The following is an 18046-nucleotide window of genomic DNA, read 5'->3' as shown; positions in this document are numbered from 1 at the left end:
ATAGGACTTGCGGAGGTGACTTATGGCTCAAAAGAAAGATTATTATGAGATACTCGGTGTCAACAAGTCCGCAAGTGATGCGGAAATAAAAAAAGCATATCGTAAACTCGCAAAACAATATCACCCTGATGTTAACAAATCAGAGGATGCTTCTGAGAAGTTTAAAGAAGTTCAAGAAGCATATGATATCTTAAGTGATTCAACCAAACGTGCGCAATATGACCAATACGGTCATGCTGCTTTCGATCAATCCGGTGGATTTGGTGGAGGAGCAGGCTTTGATATGGGCGATATATTCAGCCAATTCTTCGGAGGAGGATTTGGTGGTGGATTTGGAGGCGGTTCAAGACGAACCGCTTCTGGTCCGCGTCAAGGGGATAATCGCTTCATGACCATGCGTATTGACTTCATGGAAGCTGTCTTTGGTGTTGACAAGACCGTTAAAATGACTGTTGATGAAACCTGTACTGTTTGTCATGGTTCAGGAGCTCATTCACGTGAAGATATAAAAACATGTTCACGCTGTGGTGGTTCAGGTCATGTAACAACACAACAACGGACACCATTTGGTGTTTTTGAATCAACAGGTGTCTGTCCAGATTGTAGTGGGACGGGTAAAACAATCGCTCGTAAATGTGAAAACTGTCATGGACATGGCTATGTTTCAAAACGTGTTGACGTTGAAATTCATGTGCCAGCCGGCATTGTTTCAGGACAACAACTTCGTGTAAGTGGTAAGGGTGAACGCGGTGCAAATGGCGGTCCAAATGGCGACTTATATGTTGAAATCGTTGTAAATCCACACAAACACTTCGTTCGTGAAGGCAACAACATTAATGTGAGCATTCCTATTTCTGCAGTCGATGCAATCTTAGGAACACAAGTTGATGTTCCTACAGTACATGGTGATGTGTCTCTCACAATTCCAGCAGGAACCCAACCAAACACACGCTTTAGATTACGTGGTAAGGGAGTAAAAGACTTGCGCTCTGATAACTATGGTGATCAATATGTGGAAGTTAAGGTTGAAGTACCTAAGAAACTGAATCGTGAAGAGAAGAGTTTATTTGAAAAAATCAAACAAGCAGAAGGAAAAAATGATTCTGTATTTGAACGATTTAAAAAGAATTTTAAGTGACATTCACGTGTCACTTTCTTTAGAGCATGAGTTAGCACTCAATCGTTTAGAGTGCTATAATAGAGACAGATGGAGGTGAACATATGGACTCAAATAAAATGACAGAAAAAGCACAAGCGATCTTGCAAGAAGCAGCACAATTGGCAATGTCATACAATCATACACTTGTAAACAATGCACATATTATGAAAGCATTGTTACTAGACACAGACACACAATCAATTCTGAAGCAAACATCACTCAATTCCGATGAAATCTTGGAGAGTGTGAATCAAAGCTTAAATCAAAGTGCAAGCGGCGGATCAGGACAACTTCAATTTTCTAATGAAAGTGGTCAACTGCTTACGAATGCACAGCGCTGGGCAGAGAAAAAAGGTGATACCTATGTGTCTGTTTTTGCACTGCTTCACGCAGCCTTTGATACAAAAGCATCATACATACCAAAAGGAAGTTTAAAAGAAGTCGATGCAGCCATTGATGCATTTAGAGGTGGTAAAACAATTCAATCACCAACTGGCGAAAATCAATTGAACGCACTATTAAAGTATGGACGTGATCTTGTTCAAGATGTACGCGATAATAAGGTTGATCCAATCATCGGTCGTGACGATGAAATTCGACGAGTTATCGAGATCTTATCTCGAAAAACAAAGAATAATCCGGTGCTTATTGGTGAACCCGGTGTTGGGAAAACCGCAATAGTTGAAGGGTTAGCATGGCGGATTATGCGCGGTGATGTGCCTTTTAGCATTAAAGAGAAACGTTTGATTGAATTGGATATGGGTTCTTTGATTGCCGGTGCAAAATACCGGGGTGAATTTGAAGAACGACTCAAAGCAGTATTAAATGAAGTGAAAGAAGCCCAAGGACAAATTATTCTCTTTATCGATGAGCTTCACAATCTTGTTGGTGCAGGTAAAACTGAAGGCTCAATGGATGCTGCAAATCTCTTAAAACCCATGTTAGCACGTGGTGAGCTTCATCTGATTGGGGCAACAACCTTCAATGAATACCGTCAACATATTGAGAAAGATGCAGCACTTGAGCGTCGTTTCCAACGTGTTTTAGTATCAGAACCAACAGTAGATGATACAGTGTCCATTCTACGTGGACTCAAAGATCGCTTTGAATCACATCATGGTGTTAAAATTTTGGATGAGGCAATTGTTGCTGCAGCAACCTTGTCCAACCGTTACATTACGGATCGATTCTTACCTGATAAAGCAATCGATCTAATCGATGAAGCCTGTGCATCCATTCGAGTAGAAATGGAATCTATGCCACAAGAATTGGATGAATTAATGCGTAAGATTCGTCAACTTGAAATTGAGGAGAAAGCACTCCAAAAAGAAACGGATTCAAAAGCACTTGATCGCTTGGAAGAAATCGTTGACGAACTTCAAAATCTTAAAGAACGCTATGATGTTTTATATGGCCAATGGGAAAAGGAAAAAGCAGACCTTGACGAAGTCAAACATGCAAAAGAACGACTTGAAAAAGCTCGGCGTGATTTTGAACGTGCTCAAAATGAAGCGCGTTATGAAGATGCAGCGCGACTTCAATACGAAACCATTCCACATCTTGAGAAAATTATTGCAGAAGAAAACCAAGAACAAGGTCATGATGGTATGATTCAAGAAATTGTAACGGAAGACTTAATTGCAGAGATTGTATCCAAATGGACACATATCGATGTACGCCGTCTTGTTGATTCACAACGAAACAAACTCATCCATTTAAAGAGTATTCTAGGCCAACAAGTAAAAGGTCAAGATGAAGCATTACAACGTGTCACAGATACAATCCTAAGAGCCAAAGCACAGATTCAAGATGAAAACAGACCTTTAGGTTCATTTATGTTCTTAGGACCAACAGGTGTTGGTAAGACAGAAGTCGCACGTGTACTTGCTGAACAACTTTTTGACGATCGAAATAACATCGTACGACTTGATATGAGCGAATACATGGAAAAACACAATGTATCGCGACTCATTGGCGCGCCTCCTGGTTATGTAGGGTATGAACAAGGCGGACAGCTTACTGAAGCTGTACGACGCCATCCATACAGCATTGTCTTGCTTGATGAAATTGAAAAAGCACATCCTGATGTCTTCAATGTGCTCTTACAAATTCTTGATGATGGACGAATTACGGATTCTAAAGGGGTCACGGTTGATTTCAAAAATACTATCATCATCATGACTTCAAACTTAGGAAGTCAACATGTCTTTGATTATGATGAGAGTAAACGATATGATAAGATCATGGATACAGTGAAATCAAGCTTTAAACCTGAATTCATCAATCGTGTCGATGAAATTATCGTCTTTAATGCACTGACACCCCATGCACTTGTTGAAATTGCACGCAAATTCATTAACGAGCTGGGTGCTCGACTTCAAAAACGAAACCTCATTTTAGATGTGAGTGATGAAGCAGTTCAGAAAATCGCACACGATGGTGGGGATGTGACCTATGGTGCACGTCCAATGAAACGCTATATTCAAAATGAAATTGAAAACAAGATTGCTTATGAACTAATTGCGAAGGATACTGAAGACAATTCAACAATCTTTGTGGATGCGAATTCAGAAGGATTTACAATCAATATCGTAGACCCATCAATTCGCTTAAACTAAAAACTCGTTTCAACGAGTTTTTTTATAATATGATATCAAATCCAAGCATTTATGGATCAATAAAATCAAAAAAGAACTGCATACAACTGCAGTTCTTATCGCGTTATGATTACGTCCTTTATTTACGCTGTTTCTTTTTTCTTTTCCTTGATTAATTTAGATATCTTAAAGATGTCTTTAAGCTCAAATGCTAAGAGTAGGGCAGTCAAGAAGATGGAAACAGATGAGCTGACAAGATTCAACATATCTTGATCTCCTTGAGTGTAAGAAACAATCACAAAATTCACAATCAAGATTAAAATAATAAGTCCCATTAATGCTCGAATTAGACGTTCCTGACGTTTCATTTTTAAAACCGTTAAACTCACTGTATACGCATAATCATCTGGTTTTAATTTAATAACCCTTAGGGTTGGAAAGAAAAATTTATTAAAGTAAATATAGATTGCACTATAAAGCACAAGTCCAAGTATCACAGCTGGGATTAAATATTTCCCAAATAACCCAAAAATAAGCGCTATTGGTAACAACGCAAATACAATACGAGTATCATAGAATAGCACACGTCCTATGTTATCTTGACTTAAAACATATGCTTGGTCAGTATAGTTTATTGGATAAACGACACGGCGTTTTGAATCCCTGAATATATTTGCTTTTTCTTCGTTTTTTCTTTGTTTGTCTAGTTGTTTTGCATCCATAATGTTCCCCTTATAAAAGTCCTAGCATTTTTAGACCATTTAGTATTCCATGGTCTCCGACATCACTTGTGATATATTGCGCTACTTCTTTGACATGATCTCGTGCATTTCCCATTGCGACAGAGATTGGTGCATTTTTTAAGAAATCAATATCATTTTCGCCATCACCAAACCCAGCATAGTGCGTAATGTTTAGATAAGAATTTAAAACATTACAACCTCTATGTTTACCTGAATCTTTTGGAATGATTTCAACATTCCCCAACACATCAAACATTGTATCCGCTTGTGTATCAAAATCAGGGATAATCTCAAAATTTAGATCGTCATAATCATAGCTCATAATATTGTATATTTTATGATTATCATAGTCTAAAATATCAATGTTTGAATAAGAACTAAAGAAGGATAACGCCTTTTTAAGTTTGTCATGCGGTTCTTTTGAAAAGTATATATTTTCACCCTCCAAAAACAGAGGTGCATGTGATGCTTGGATAAGGCGTGACACAAAGTCTGGCTCAAATGGTTTCTCGTAAATTAAATTTAAGTTATGATCATATACCGCACATCCATTTGATAAAACATATCCATCCCATGATACGAGATCTTTCACGATATCAATTGCGGTAATGTTTCTTCCAGTACATAAGGCAAGTTTATATCCTTGTTGTTTTAATTCATTTAAAGCTTCAACAGTTGTGTGTGGAATGACGTTATTTTTGTTGTCAAGCAACGTTCCATCCACATCAAAATAGAGCATTTCTAAGTCTTTCATTTAATCACCACGTGTATTATATCACATCTATGCTATAATCTATGCATGAACTATAAATTGAAGCAAAGTAATCGTAAAACAATCGCTATAAAAGTCGTGGATGGAAGTGTATTTGTCTATGCACCTTTTGGTGTCGATAAACACATTATAGAAGGGTTTGTAAAGGAAAAAACTCCGTGGATTTTAGAAAAACTCGCACTGTATCGAAAACTAGGGTTTGATGTTTTTGAAGATGATATCGCGTATGTATTTGGAAGTAAGTTACAGGTCGAAAGAATTATTGGGACACAATATCGATGTGAAATCTCATCACAAGCATTAATAATCACGCATCCTAAGCGTGCATCACAAGGCCGTGTGAACCAATTTGTTGAAGACAAACTGAAAGAAAAACTGGATGAAATTATCCAGTCTAGTTTAAACGATTATTGTGGACAGTTAGGACTCAAGGTTCCACCCTATATTATTCGTAAATACAAGCGATTATATGGCAGGTGTTCAAGCAAAGGATCTTTAGGATTTAATACCTATCTATTTCATGAGTCTTTGGAGTTCATTCAGTATGTTGTACTTCATGAATGTGCACATATGATTGAATTCAATCACAGTAAACAGTTTTATGCAATTATTGAATCAATAATGCCAAATTACAAACACATCATTGCGCAACAAAAGCGTGAACGAGCTGAGCATCCGGATCAATAAAGATGCTGTTATGCGTGCTCATTGATACAAATCCAGGTGGCTTTCCAGGCACCTTTTTTAAATACTTAGCTTGGGTATAATGAACTTCGACACTGCTCCCATAGCGTCCTTTAGAATAATAGGCAGCAAGGTGAGCACACAGGCGAATTTTATCTTCGTTAAGCGAAGGGGATTTGATCATTACATGGGCCCCGTGTGTATGCGCAGCATGAAACCACATATCTTCTTTTCGTGCGAGTTTGAACGTGATTAATTCATTTTGAATGTTATTTTTGCCGACATAAATTACAGTTTCTTCATCGTATTGAATGACAATATAGTTTGGTTTCTTTGATTTTTTTGTCTGACGACTCTTTTGCACCTTAAACCTAAATCCATGGTTTGATAGTTCCTCTTGAATTTCTTTGGCATCTTCAACTGAAGCTTGTTCAATTTGTGTTAAGACACTTTCAAGATATTCAATGCGATCTTCGGTTAATTCAATTTGTTCAAGAATATAAGACAATGAGGTTTTTGCTTTACGATAGCGTATGAAATACCGTTTTGCATTATCTTTCCCATTTCTTTTTTGATCCAAAGGAATTGTGACATCATTGCCTTCAAAGTCTTGTAAGATAACTTCGCTTTTCCCACTGGGTGCATCTGCATAATAGGCATACAATAAATCACCATACAGCCGTAGATGTTCACTTTCAGTCGCATTCTCATAATCTAAATAAAGATGCGGTAGCTTTTGTTTGCTTCGTTTTAATTCACGACGCACCGACTTTAACAAATCCCCCGTATGGGCTTTGATTCGCTCTTGCTCTTGAAGGTCATGATAATAATGATCCAATCCCTCCATAAGTTCAAAGGCCTCAAAAGGAGTGTTGAGGTGAGTGAGTTGGATGCAATGGAAATCTTTACCATGAATATAAAGTGACGTGGTATTCGAAATCTCATCTACAATCGAGTCAATTGATTGTGATTTAAGACGGTATAAAATCTCATTTTCAAGAAGGGGTGATATGCCATCAAATTGCTTTGTGAGTGACTCATTATAATCAAAACCGTGAACGATTTCATTAAAGGGCTTACGATTGAAATCTGTAGGAACGGTATAGTCACTACCAGGTACAATGGATCGCCCACTGTTTTCAAATGATCCCAAACGCTTTTGTGAATCGATAACACGATCGTCTTCATCCACTAAGATTAAGTTGGCATATTTCCCCATCAATTCGATGACAAGACGATATGTTCGTATAACACCCATATCATCTCGATGATCAATGGTTAACTCAAAAACACGATCATAACCCACTTGATGAATCGTTTGAATAATGCCACCGTCAAGATACTTTCTAAAAAGTGATAAAAGGTGTGTTAATTCAACGGATTGTGATAATTTGAGATTTGTAAATTGAATACGACTAAAAACAGGATGCGTTGATATAAAAAGGGCATACTTTTTCTTAGCAAAACAATGAAACACAAACTCATGGGATGATGGTTGTGTTATCCGATTAATGCGCATGGGAACAGCATCTTGCATTTGTTCAATAATTCTGTGAAGTAATACTCCATCTAGTGGCATAAAATCCCTCCATAACTGTCTGTTATTATATCACAAATCAATGAAGGACTTACCACTTGTTTTCACGGTGATTTTGCATCTTAGTGGTGGAAATCGGGGGTTTCACATGAAAATTTTCAAGGATTTGTCAAAACTATTTGATTTAATCGCAAAAAACCCTTATGATAATTGATAATCCATGATTTTTGATAGTAAGGGATGGTTGAATATGAAACGTGGTTTGTTAATTATATTTTCCGGTCCAAGTGGTGTTGGAAAAGGAACAGTACGGGAACTGTTCATTCATCGTGAAGAATTGAATCTTGCATTCTCAATTTCGATGACGACACGAACCAAACGACCTGGTGAAATTGATGGAAAAGATTACTATTTTGTAGACAGAGCTCGCTTTGAAGAAGCAATTCAAAATGATGAGCTTCTTGAGTATGCAGAATTTGTTGGAAACTATTACGGTACACCACTTCAAGAAGTGGATCGCTTACGTGATATGGGTAAGAATGTTATCCTTGAGATAGAAGTTCAAGGAGCACTTCAAGTAATTGATAAGGTTCCAGATGCATTAAGCATTTTCTTGGTTCCACCATCGCTTGAAGAATTGAAACGTAGAATTGAAAATAGAAGAACTGAAGATCCTGAAATCATTGATCAACGGTTATCTAAGGCAAGTAAAGAAATGGATTTAATGAATCAATATCGCTATGTTGTATGTAATGATGATCCTCAATTTGCTGCAGAAATGGTTTCACTTATTATACGTAGAAATATTGAAGCAACTCTGTAATAGAGTTGTTTTTCGTAGGAGGGATGATTTGTGAAGGTATGTGATGTCTTTATTGAACAAACTTTTTTAAATAATGAAACATTAACCTATGCGCTAAATTCGATGAGCGCATGCGAAGGTGGACGTGTTTTTGTGAAACTTCAAGGACGCCGTCTTGTTGGTATGGTCCACAAAATATATGAACTTGACCCAACAACTGTCCGATATAAAATTCAACCAATTGAAGCCGTCATTGATGACAAACCCTTGCTCACACCTGAACTTTTAGCGTGTGCCAAATGGATGTCTTATCAAACAATATCACCTTATATTTCTTGCATTCAGACAATGCTTCCCAACGCCTTAAAACCAAAAAGTTCCGCTAAGCGCATTAAAATGATTCCAATTGTTCGCATTATATCGTCCAATTATGCGTCACTTACCCCAAAGCAACGCGCACTTATTGATGCGTTTGAAGGCAGTGATGTAATGCGTGTGAGTGATGCACGAAAAATTTATCCAGGGTACCTGAAACTTGTTGAAAAGGGGATATTAGCACGTGATGAAATCGAGAGTTTCTATGTAGACAAACCCATCGAAAAAGTAATGCCACGTTATGATTTATCCTTGGCACAACGTGAAGTGCTTCAAAAGATTCAATTAAATGAAGCACGCACCTATGTCTTGCATGGTATTACAGGAAGTGGAAAAACGGAAGTTTATTTGAACTTAGCTCAACAGGTTTTAGATCATGGGCAACAGGTGTTATTTTTAGTGCCTGAAATATCCTTGACACCTCAGATGATTGAACGTGTTTCCAGTCGCTTTGGCCAAGATGTCGCAATCTATCATTCTGCACTCAACGATCAAGAAAAATATGAACAGTATAAACGAGTGTTAAAGGGTGAAGTGAAACTCGTAGTTGGAACACGCTCAGCTTCATTTCTCCCGTTTTCAAATCTGGGTGCTTTAATAATGGATGAAGAACATGACGAGTCTTATAAGCAAAGCAATACACCGTATTATCATACACGCGATGTTTTACAATGGCGCTCAGACTACCACACATGTCCGTTGATACTAGGCAGTGCATCCCCAGCACTCGAATCCTATGCACGTGCTTTAAAAGGCGTTTACACCTTATTAGAACTACCCAGTCGAATCAACGATTCATTACCTGAAGTAGAGATTGTCGATACACAAGAAGCATTGCATCATAAAGAAAACGCAAATCTAACACAAAGGCTTCAAGATTTAATCAAAGAAACCCTTGATCGTAATGAACAAGTCATTTTATTGTTGAATCGAAGGGGTTATTTAACGTGGGTTAAAGATGTCGATACAGATGCAATTTTGACCTGTCCGCATTGTGATGTATCCTTGAATTATCATGCGCGTGATAAATCACTGAGATGTCATGTATGTGGGTATCAAACCCAAGCATTTCCTAAAAACAATGATGGAACTCCAGTAAATCTGATTGGTGGTGGAGTGGGAACACAGCGGCTTGAACACTGGCTTCATCAGCTTTTCCCAAATGCGACCATCATGCGCATGGACCGTGATACAACCCGCATCAAAAATGCACATGAAAATATCCTAAGTGACTTTAATCAGCAAAAAATTGATATCTTAATTGGGACTCAAATGATTGCGAAAGGGCTTGATAATCCCCATGTAACACTCGTAGGTATTATTAATATTGATGCGTCGTTGGCACGCAATGATTACCGTTCCGTTGAAACTACTTTTGACTTAATTCTGCAAGCAGCAGGGAGAAGTGGGCGAGGCGATAAAAAAGGAAGGGTTGTAATTCAAACGTTTAACCCAAATCACTATGCTGTCGTTTATGGATCAAAACATCAGTATAAAGCATTTTTTAAACAAGAAATGACCTTTAGAGCGCAAGCAAAATATCCACCATATCGCTATTTAATTGCGGTATACTTTAAAGATAAAAACCAAAATAAGGTCTTAGGTGCAGCTCATACATTTGTATCTTGCATGCCGGCCTTTGATGGAACCATAATTGGTCCCTATGATTGTGGTAAAATGAATGATACCTTTGAATATCGCATCATTCTTAAAGGAAAGAACCTTGATCTTATGATAAAATATGTTCAGAGTGCTTTAGAAAGCTATCGAAAAATTGAGAAAGTTGGGGTGAGTGTTGACGTTAATCCGTTAACGTTAATGGCATGAGAAGAAAGATAAGTTACAGTGTATTACATGATGTATTAGTTAAAGGAAAGCATGCGCACCTTGTTTTAAAAGCGTTTAAACTCGATGCACAGGATCAAGCATTTGTTTCTGCGCTTGTTTATACAGCACTACAGCATAAAATGTATTTAGAATATCAATTCGATGATTTTATTGATAACAAAACACCTGATTCAGTACGTATTGTACTCCTAATTGCGGCATGTCAGTATTATAAGATGCGTGATATACCAGAGTATGCAATCGTAAATGAATCCGTAAATTTAATGAAGGCAGTTGGTCAAAAGCGTTATAGTGGTCTTGTGAATGCAGTATTAAAGAAGATGATTCAACGTAAAGAGCGTGCAATTGATGGCGATGCCTTAGATGTTGCATCAATTCAATACAGTATGCCACTTTGGATTTTAAAATTATTGAAAGGGCAATATTCGGAAAGCTTCGCGCTTGAATATGCACAATATTGTCAATCCATTAAACCAACTTATGGGTGGATGAATCAACTCGTTGACCATCACATCACAGAAGAAATGCTCTTTTTGGATGTCGATAAAAAGATTGTGAAACCTGAAGTATTTCAATCGGATTACTTAGAACACGGTGTGTTAGTGATTCAAGATATAAACAGTCAAGATGTAGTGAATTCTTTTGATATCGTTGAAGGGATGGATGTGTTGGATTGCTGTTGTGCACCAGGAACTAAAACACTAAGACTTGCAAATCGACTGAAGAACACGGGGTCCATCATTGGTGTGGATCTTCATGAGAGTCGCGTTTTAAAAACACAAGACCTTATGGAACGAACTGGAGTAACAAATACACGCATTATTCAAGGGGATGCAGCGACAATAGCCTTCGAATCTTTGTTTGATATTGTACTTGTTGATGCGCCATGTTCAGGACTTGGTGTATTGTCACATAAACATGATTTACGTTATCACATCAAACCATCAGACCTTGACGAATTACAATCAATACAATATGATATTTTACAAAACACATCAAAAGTTGTGAAGCCTGGTGGATTGCTTGTTTATGCAACATGCACCTTAAATCGAAAAGAAAACGAAAAACAAATCCAACGATTTATTGAGGCATATCCAGAGTTTGAATGTGTTTATGAAAAAACCTATAATCCAATGGATACATTGGGAGATGGATTTTATGTCGCACATTGTCGTAAAAGCATGGTAAAATAACCATAAAGAAGCGAGGTTTTTTAGGTGAATTATATTAGTCGAAGTGAGATCGGACTCGTCCGCAAAACAAATCAAGATCGTGTACTCGTTGTCCAAAAAGACAATGTTTTTCTTGGCGTTGTGTGTGATGGGATTGGGGGAGCAAACGGTGGAGATTATGCGAGTCAAAAATCAATTGAACTCTTTTCTGAATCATTCAAGAAAAGCGCAGGTACATTTGAGTCCATCGATACAATCATTCAATGGTTCAAAACCACTTTGAATGATATCAATAAAACTTTATATAAAGAATCTCGCAAAAATATGAAATTATTAGGCATGGGAACAACAGCAGCTGTAATTGTTGTTTTCAATAATCGTGCCATTGGATTTAATGTTGGTGATTCGCGAATTTATGATTACCGTCGCAATCGGTTGTCCGTATTATCGCATGATCAAACATATGCTTATATGATGTATCTCAACAACCAGATATCCATTGAAGATGTTGCAGTGCATCCAAAACGCAATGTTTTGATGAATGCAGTTGGTGTAAATGAAACAATTACTTTTGAAACAATTCGGATTCCGGATGGATGGAATCGACTTTTGGTCTGTTCCGACGGGCTGTATGGTTATGTCCCACATGATCACATCGAGTCTCAAATGGATCAACCACTTGAACACGCGAAAAAGCAATTGATGGATATGGCTTACAAGGCAGGGGGTTTTGATAACATATCGTACATCATTCTTGAAGGAGAAACCAATGTCTAAAATTATTAATGAACGCTACGAGGTCTTACAAAGCATCGGTACCGGTGGTATGGCAGATGTATTTCTATGTTTCGACCTTGTATTAAAACGAGATGTCGCTTTAAAACGACTTCGTGGTGATTTGTCCGATGACCCTGTCGCACTGTTGCGCTTTCAACGTGAAGCCAATGCTGCAAGTGGTTTACACCATCCAAATATTGTTGAAGTATATGATGTAGGGGATGACCAAGGTCAACCTTATATTGTTATGGAATTTGTAAAAGGTATTACTGCTAAAGAACTTGTTCACCGTCGTGGTGCTCTTGAAAAATATGAAGCACTCTCAATCATGAAACAACTTGTAAGTGCAGTTAAATGTGCGCATGAAGCTGGGATTGTTCACCGTGACATCAAACCGCAAAACATTTTAGTCAAAGATGATGGCACTGTTAAAATTGCTGACTTTGGGATTGCACTTGCCAATGATGCCCTTCAATTAACAAAAGTTGATTCTGTCATGGGTTCGGTGCACTATTTGGCACCAGAGTGTGTGCGTGGAGATGGTGCAACGATTCAATCTGATATTTATGCAATGGGAATTGTGTTTTTCGAATTAATTACAGGTGCTTTACCATATCGTGGTGAAACATCCGTAGAAGTTGCCATGAAGCATTTAAAAGATCCAATGCCATCAGTCTTGAAGTACAACTCCGAAATTCCTCATTCATTCGCAAATATTATTACTAAAGCATGTCAAAAAAATAAAATATATCGTTACCGATTGGCACAAGATATGTTTGAAGATTTAAGCACATCTCTTGATCCCCAACGGATTCATGAAGCATTGTGGTTGCCAAATATTATTGATGATGAAGAAACAAAGATGATTACAGCCTTAAATGGAATTGATGATGAAGATATTGATGACGATGTCATTAAGGAACCTTGGTCAAGGAAAAAGAAAATTCAAGTGAGTATTGCAACTGTGCTAATCGCAGCAATTGTTGTTACTCTTGGCATTATCTTTTGGCCAAAACCACCCGCTCCATATTATCTTGAAGATTTAGTTGGTGTCCATATTGACGATGCACGGGCTCAACTTGCAGAACATAATATTTACATCAATGACTCATTATCGTATGATTATTCTGAAGAGTTTGATAAAGGATATATTATAGCAACACGTCCAGTTTCAGGGACACAAATAGAACCTGGATCTCAAATACGGGTAACAGTGTCACAAGGCAGGTTATTTGAAATTCCTGATTTTGCAGGGAAAACACGGGCACAGGTGCAAGAAATTCTTGCAAACTATCCTAATATTACAATTCAAACACGTACTGTTTCGGATTCCACAGTAGAACCTGGGATTATCGTAGGTCAAGAGGGATTAAGTGTAGGACAAATGATTAATCCAAGTCAGAAGTATATTCTAACCCTACTCATTAGTTCAGAACCTGAGATTATCATGCAGGATTTCCGTGGCAAACCAATTGAAGAAGCACAAAAAACATTAGAGGATTTAGGGATTGTTGTTAAGTTAAACCGTCTTTCAATGGCTGGTATGAGTGAAGAACGGGTCAACAGCTTACAATTTGGTGTTGTTATAGACCAAAACCCATTTGCTGGAAGTTATTATGTTCAACTTGAAAACTCATCCGTGACATTGTCATTCTATGATGTGGCAGATAAGCCTACCTTTAATACGAATTCCAATGACAATTCAGATGATACCGATAATACGAATTAACCTGTATGAAAGAGAGAGACGATGGAGAAGGCACGCATAGTTAAGATTGTTTCAAATCGCTATACCGTTGAACTGAATGGTTCAATGTTTGTTGCAGTTGCAATGGGGAAGTTACGGCTTCGTGAAAAACCAGTAGTAGGGGATTTTGTTGAGATTGAAATGCTTGATGAAAAATGGGTGATTCAAAAAGTCTTACCACGAAGAAACGCACTGATACGTCCTCTGGTTGCGAATGTTGACCAAGCGTTAATCGTTATGTCAGCAAAAAACCCAGACTTTTCCTATACACTCGTCGATCGATTGCTGTTTTTAGTATGTACTGAAGCCATCGATCCTGTTATTATCATTACAAAAAAAGATTTAATCGATGAACAAACACTCGCAACGATTATCGATGAATATAAATCAAGTGGCTATGATATCTATGCTGTCAGCAAGTATGATGATCAATTAGGCATTGAATCTGTGTTCAAAGATAAGATTTCTGTATTAGCTGGGCAAAGTGGTGTTGGAAAATCAAGTATTCTTAATAAGCTGGATGCATCACTTTCAATTGATACCCAAGAGATATCAAAAGCTCTTGGACGGGGTAAACATACAACGCGTCACAATCAACTCTTTGAGATTCTTGGTGGATGGATTGCAGATACACCGGGCTTTTCTTCATTAGACTTTGCGCATGTTGATGCGCTATATTTGGCACAGAACATTAAAGATTTTAAACCTTATTTTGAATCGTGTCGATTTAGAAATTGCATGCATGTCAATGAACCAGGTTGTGCTGTTAAGACTCATGTAGAGACAGGGGATATATCGAAAATTCGATATAAAAATTATTGTGAGTGTCTCGCGTTGATTGAGGAGGATTCTCGTTAATGGAGAAGATAGTTGCGCCATCAATATTGGCGATAGATTTTAAGCAATTGCCATTACAGATTAAACGGGCTGAAATATCAGCTGAATGGTTTCATTATGATGTAATGGATGGGGTTTTTGTGAATAATATCAGCTTTGGACCCGATATCTTAAAGCAAATCAATGCCCTAACCGATCGTTTTATGGATATTCATCTTATGATTGAAAATCCCGTGAAATACTTTGATGCATTTATTGATGCAGGTGCTGATTCAATTACCTTTCATGTTGAAACAATGATTGATGTTGAAACAGGAATCCATGCCATTGAGAAATTGCATGAAAAAGGGGTTAAGGCAGGGATTACATTAAGACCCAGTACACCTCTAGATGCAATTTACCCTTATTTAAAATATGTGGATCTTGTTTTGGTGATGAGTGTTGAACCTGGGTTTGGTGGCCAAGCTTTCATTCCTTCGATGCTTGAGCGGATTGAGAAAATCGATGAAATGCGCTCTATGAATAACTATCACTATTTAATTTCAGTAGACGGTGGCATTAATCAAGAGACAGGTCATAAAGCCCGCAATAAAGGTGCTGATGTCCTTGTTGCCGGAAGTTATGTCTTTAGTGGTGATATTGAGAAGGCTGTAGCTTCCTTATTATGAACTCTGTAAATATAATTCTTCGTGACTTTGATGGTGTCTTGGTAGGAGAAGACACCATCGGAGTCGATCGTGGTGCGTGGATTTGTGTGAAACAAAGTATACCCATGATCTGTGCTTGTGGTGATTTTGATTCAGTCACTCAAACTCAACATGAACACATCAAGATGCTTACTAAAACATATCAATTACCTAAGATAAAAGATATTACAGATTTTGAATATGCTTTATCTTTATGTAAAAACTATGATCATATTTATGTTTATGGTGCATTTGGTGGAAGAATTGATCATTTATTAGTTAATATTGAACTCTTAAAACGTGATGCACGCATACACTTTGTATCTGACTCACAAGAAGCATATACATTAGGTGTTGGAAGACATACAATAGCCAAAGATACAAAATATGTGTCGTTTATTGCCATTGAAGACTCAGTAATTAGTTTGGATGGGTTTAAGTATCCATTACAAAAACGCAGCATTACACCACGGGATTTATATTTGACTTCAAATGAGGTAATACATAACGATCATGTAATAACAATCCACAAAGGTCGTGTATGTGTACTGTGCATATACCATGAAACAACAAAGTAAACTTGTTGTTTTTTTATTATTTGGGTATAAAAAAAACGGCATAGCCGTTTGATTTTCATTAATTTCGCTTAACGCGCTTCTTTAGCCTTCAATGACTTCAATGCACGGGCGGAAATACGGACACGTGTTGGTTTTCCATCCACCATAATTGTCGCTTTTTGAAGATTAACATTCCATTTACGACGTGTTGCACGTAGTGAATGTGATCGCTTGTTACCTGATAGAGTTTTTTTACCAGTTACGTAGCACTCTCTTGGCATACCGTAACCCCCTTTCTTTATTGATTTCGCTAGTAAACTATACCATAACCACCTAGGGATTTCAAGCTTAAGATTTCTTTTTTACCAAGAAAGTCAACGTTTTCATAAATGAAGTCAAAAACTCACGACTATAATACGCTTATAACACTATTTTTACGGGGTTTGCACTTTATATTTAATGTTGCTTGTGATAATATTGATATAAGCGCAAGGGAGGTTCGCAATTTGGAAAAGAGAATTATAGCTGCTTTAGAAATAGCGGATCGAGAAGTGCGTTTATTAGTAGGTCAGTTTTATAATGGTCGCATAAACATTCTGAAAGTTGAGCACGTCGATCATGACGGTTATATTGATGGGCGTCTCGTTCGTGGACATCGCATTGTTGAAGCAATCGAAAAAGCGGTTCAAAATGCATCAGCTAATCTGAATGCACACATATCGAAAGTCATTGTTTCAGTATATGGGTTAGACAATGAAATTACAAGTAAACGCATTTCCTTACCTGTAGTAGGAAGAATTTCTGAGTATGATTTAAAACGTGCTCTAAAAGAAGTCTATACCTATCCTGCACCAGAAAACATGGTGTGTGTCAATGCCTTGTTTACACGTTTTTATGTTAATGGTGTTCCAACTCGTAAAATCCCTGTTAATGAACGCAATGAGAATGTACAAGTAGACTATCAAGCTTACTATTGTAATCAAGATGCATTGTTTGAAATCATACGATGCGTTGAGAATGCAGGGCTTGAAGTAATTGATGTTGTATTAAGTGATATTGGTTTTGCTTCAGAAGCGTTATTATTTGAAGCCTCAGTAGATCATCCGGTCGTGGGTGTAACCTTCGAAATGATGTCTACACAATTATCATTATATTACCAAGGTCAACTTGCTTCTACAATGCATTTGAATTATGGATTCGAGATTTTTTTAAAGAAATTAATGGAGACTTACAAGTTGTCCAGAGATGTAGTAGAACGATTGCTTTTTTATGATGTGGACGTGAGTGATGTCAGTCCCAATGATGATCCAATCTTTATTTGGTCAACAAAATCAAACTCGCATCATTTATCAGCAAAAGACTTATTAAATTGTATCGGAAATGATATCATTAAAATGCTTGATGATATTCACGATACATGCGAACCGATTTATCAACTCGGAAACGTAGAATATGTATTTACAGGTGTAGCAAGTCGTGTTGATGGACTTGTCGAAACAATGCATGCCATTAGTGATGCAGATGCACGTGTTTATCGCAGTTCTACATTTGGTGTTAAAGATCCACGATACACTTCATTGATTGGTTCTTTTTATTATTATAAAGACACTGAATTCTATCGTGGAAGCAGTCAATCAAGTATCGACGAAGAAATATTTGTCAAAGATGTAATCGGAACGGATAAACATCATAGTCATGAAAATGAAAATACAGTAACCAAACGCTTAAGAACGTTATTTATGGATTAACTATG

General features: G+C 37.4%; 16 protein-coding genes. 12 read left to right on the top strand and 4 right to left on the bottom strand.

Annotated elements, in window-relative coordinates:
- Positions 1–22 precede the first annotated feature (22 nt).
- Positions 23–1138, top strand: coding sequence for a molecular chaperone DnaJ (gene dnaJ / locus AOC36_RS05475; protein WP_067632244.1), 1116 nt, complete (start codon positions 23–25; stop codon positions 1136–1138).
- A gap of 83 nt (positions 1139–1221) precedes the next feature.
- A complete protein-coding gene (locus tag AOC36_RS05470) occupies positions 1222–3777 on the top strand; it encodes an ATP-dependent Clp protease ATP-binding subunit (RefSeq protein WP_067632242.1) in 2556 nt (851 codons plus the stop codon).
- A gap of 122 nt (positions 3778–3899) precedes the next feature.
- On the opposite strand, the gene AOC36_RS05465 is transcribed toward AOC36_RS05470, so the two are convergent.
- Together AOC36_RS05465 and AOC36_RS05460 are read right to left on the bottom strand one after the other, a co-directional pair.
- The gene (locus AOC36_RS05465) at positions 3900–4478 is read right to left on the bottom strand and encodes a hypothetical protein (RefSeq protein ID WP_067632241.1); all 579 of its coding nucleotides are present in this window, start codon (positions 4476–4478) and stop codon (positions 3900–3902) included.
- A gap of 10 nt (positions 4479–4488) precedes the next feature.
- A complete protein-coding gene (locus AOC36_RS05460) occupies positions 4489–5253 on the bottom strand; it encodes a Cof-type HAD-IIB family hydrolase (RefSeq protein ID WP_067632239.1) in 765 nt (254 codons plus the stop codon).
- Between the two features lie 45 nt (positions 5254–5298).
- Between AOC36_RS05460 and AOC36_RS05455 the strand changes: the two genes are divergently transcribed.
- A complete protein-coding gene (locus AOC36_RS05455) occupies positions 5299–5958 on the top strand; it encodes a M48 family metallopeptidase (RefSeq protein ID WP_067632237.1) in 660 nt (219 codons plus the stop codon).
- On the opposite strand, the gene AOC36_RS05450 is transcribed toward AOC36_RS05455, so the two are convergent.
- Positions 5912–7534 (bottom strand): Rqc2 family fibronectin-binding protein, encoded by a 1623-nt coding sequence (locus AOC36_RS05450; protein ID WP_067632235.1) that lies wholly within the window; start codon positions 7532–7534, stop codon positions 5912–5914. The genes AOC36_RS05455 and AOC36_RS05450 overlap by 47 nt on opposite strands.
- A 208-nt stretch (positions 7535–7742) precedes the next feature.
- Here AOC36_RS05450 and gmk point away from each other — a divergent pair, with 208 nt between their 5' ends.
- Genes gmk through AOC36_RS05410 form a run of 8 tightly spaced genes read left to right on the top strand, consistent with a single transcriptional unit; the run spans position 7743 to position 16314 of the window.
- A complete protein-coding gene (gene gmk, locus AOC36_RS05445; protein ID WP_067632233.1) occupies positions 7743–8315 on the top strand; it encodes a guanylate kinase in 573 nt (190 codons plus the stop codon).
- A 30-nt stretch (positions 8316–8345) separates the two neighbouring features.
- Positions 8346–10496, top strand: coding sequence for a replication restart helicase PriA (priA, locus tag AOC36_RS05440; protein WP_067632231.1), 2151 nt, complete (start codon positions 8346–8348; stop codon positions 10494–10496).
- A complete protein-coding gene (locus tag AOC36_RS05435) occupies positions 10493–11710 on the top strand; it encodes a transcription antitermination factor NusB (RefSeq protein ID WP_067632229.1) in 1218 nt (405 codons plus the stop codon). Before priA ends, AOC36_RS05435 begins: the two co-directional genes overlap by 4 nt.
- A 24-nt stretch (positions 11711–11734) precedes the next feature.
- Positions 11735–12466: a PP2C family protein-serine/threonine phosphatase gene (locus AOC36_RS05430; RefSeq protein ID WP_067632226.1), complete on the top strand. Its 732-nt coding sequence runs from the start codon at positions 11735–11737 to the stop codon at positions 12464–12466.
- On the top strand, positions 12459–14195 hold the full coding sequence (pknB, locus tag AOC36_RS05425) for a Stk1 family PASTA domain-containing Ser/Thr kinase (protein ID WP_067632224.1): 1737 nt from the start codon (positions 12459–12461) through the stop codon (positions 14193–14195). Before AOC36_RS05430 ends, pknB begins: the two co-directional genes overlap by 8 nt.
- Positions 14196–14216: 21 nt before the next feature.
- Complete coding sequence (gene rsgA / locus AOC36_RS05420) at positions 14217–15071, top strand: ribosome small subunit-dependent GTPase A (protein WP_067632222.1); 855 nt, start codon at positions 14217–14219, stop codon at positions 15069–15071.
- Entirely contained in the window at positions 15071–15718 is a 648-nt protein-coding gene (gene rpe, locus AOC36_RS05415) for a ribulose-phosphate 3-epimerase (protein ID WP_067632220.1), read from the top strand. Before rsgA ends, rpe begins: the two co-directional genes overlap by 1 nt.
- Positions 15715–16314: a thiamine diphosphokinase gene (locus AOC36_RS05410; RefSeq protein ID WP_067632218.1), complete on the top strand. Its 600-nt coding sequence runs from the start codon at positions 15715–15717 to the stop codon at positions 16312–16314. The genes rpe and AOC36_RS05410 overlap by 4 nt, the downstream gene beginning before the upstream one ends.
- A 68-nt stretch (positions 16315–16382) precedes the next feature.
- Here AOC36_RS05410 and rpmB read toward each other — a convergent pair whose 3' ends face one another.
- Positions 16383–16574: a 50S ribosomal protein L28 gene (gene rpmB, locus AOC36_RS05405; RefSeq protein ID WP_067632216.1), complete on the bottom strand. Its 192-nt coding sequence runs from the start codon at positions 16572–16574 to the stop codon at positions 16383–16385.
- 225 nt (positions 16575–16799) lie between these two features.
- Here rpmB and AOC36_RS05400 point away from each other — a divergent pair, with 225 nt between their 5' ends.
- The gene (locus tag AOC36_RS05400) at positions 16800–18041 is read left to right on the top strand and encodes a cell division protein FtsA (RefSeq protein WP_067632214.1); all 1242 of its coding nucleotides are present in this window, start codon (positions 16800–16802) and stop codon (positions 18039–18041) included.
- The last annotated feature ends 5 nt before the right edge of the window (positions 18042–18046 follow it).

Source organism: Erysipelothrix larvae (genome assembly GCF_001545095.1).
Lineage (GTDB): Bacteria > Bacillota_I > Bacilli_A > Erysipelotrichales > Erysipelotrichaceae > Erysipelothrix > Erysipelothrix larvae.
The sequence above is the reverse complement of the archived record's forward strand: the minus strand, read 5'-3'. Positions and strand labels throughout refer to the sequence as shown.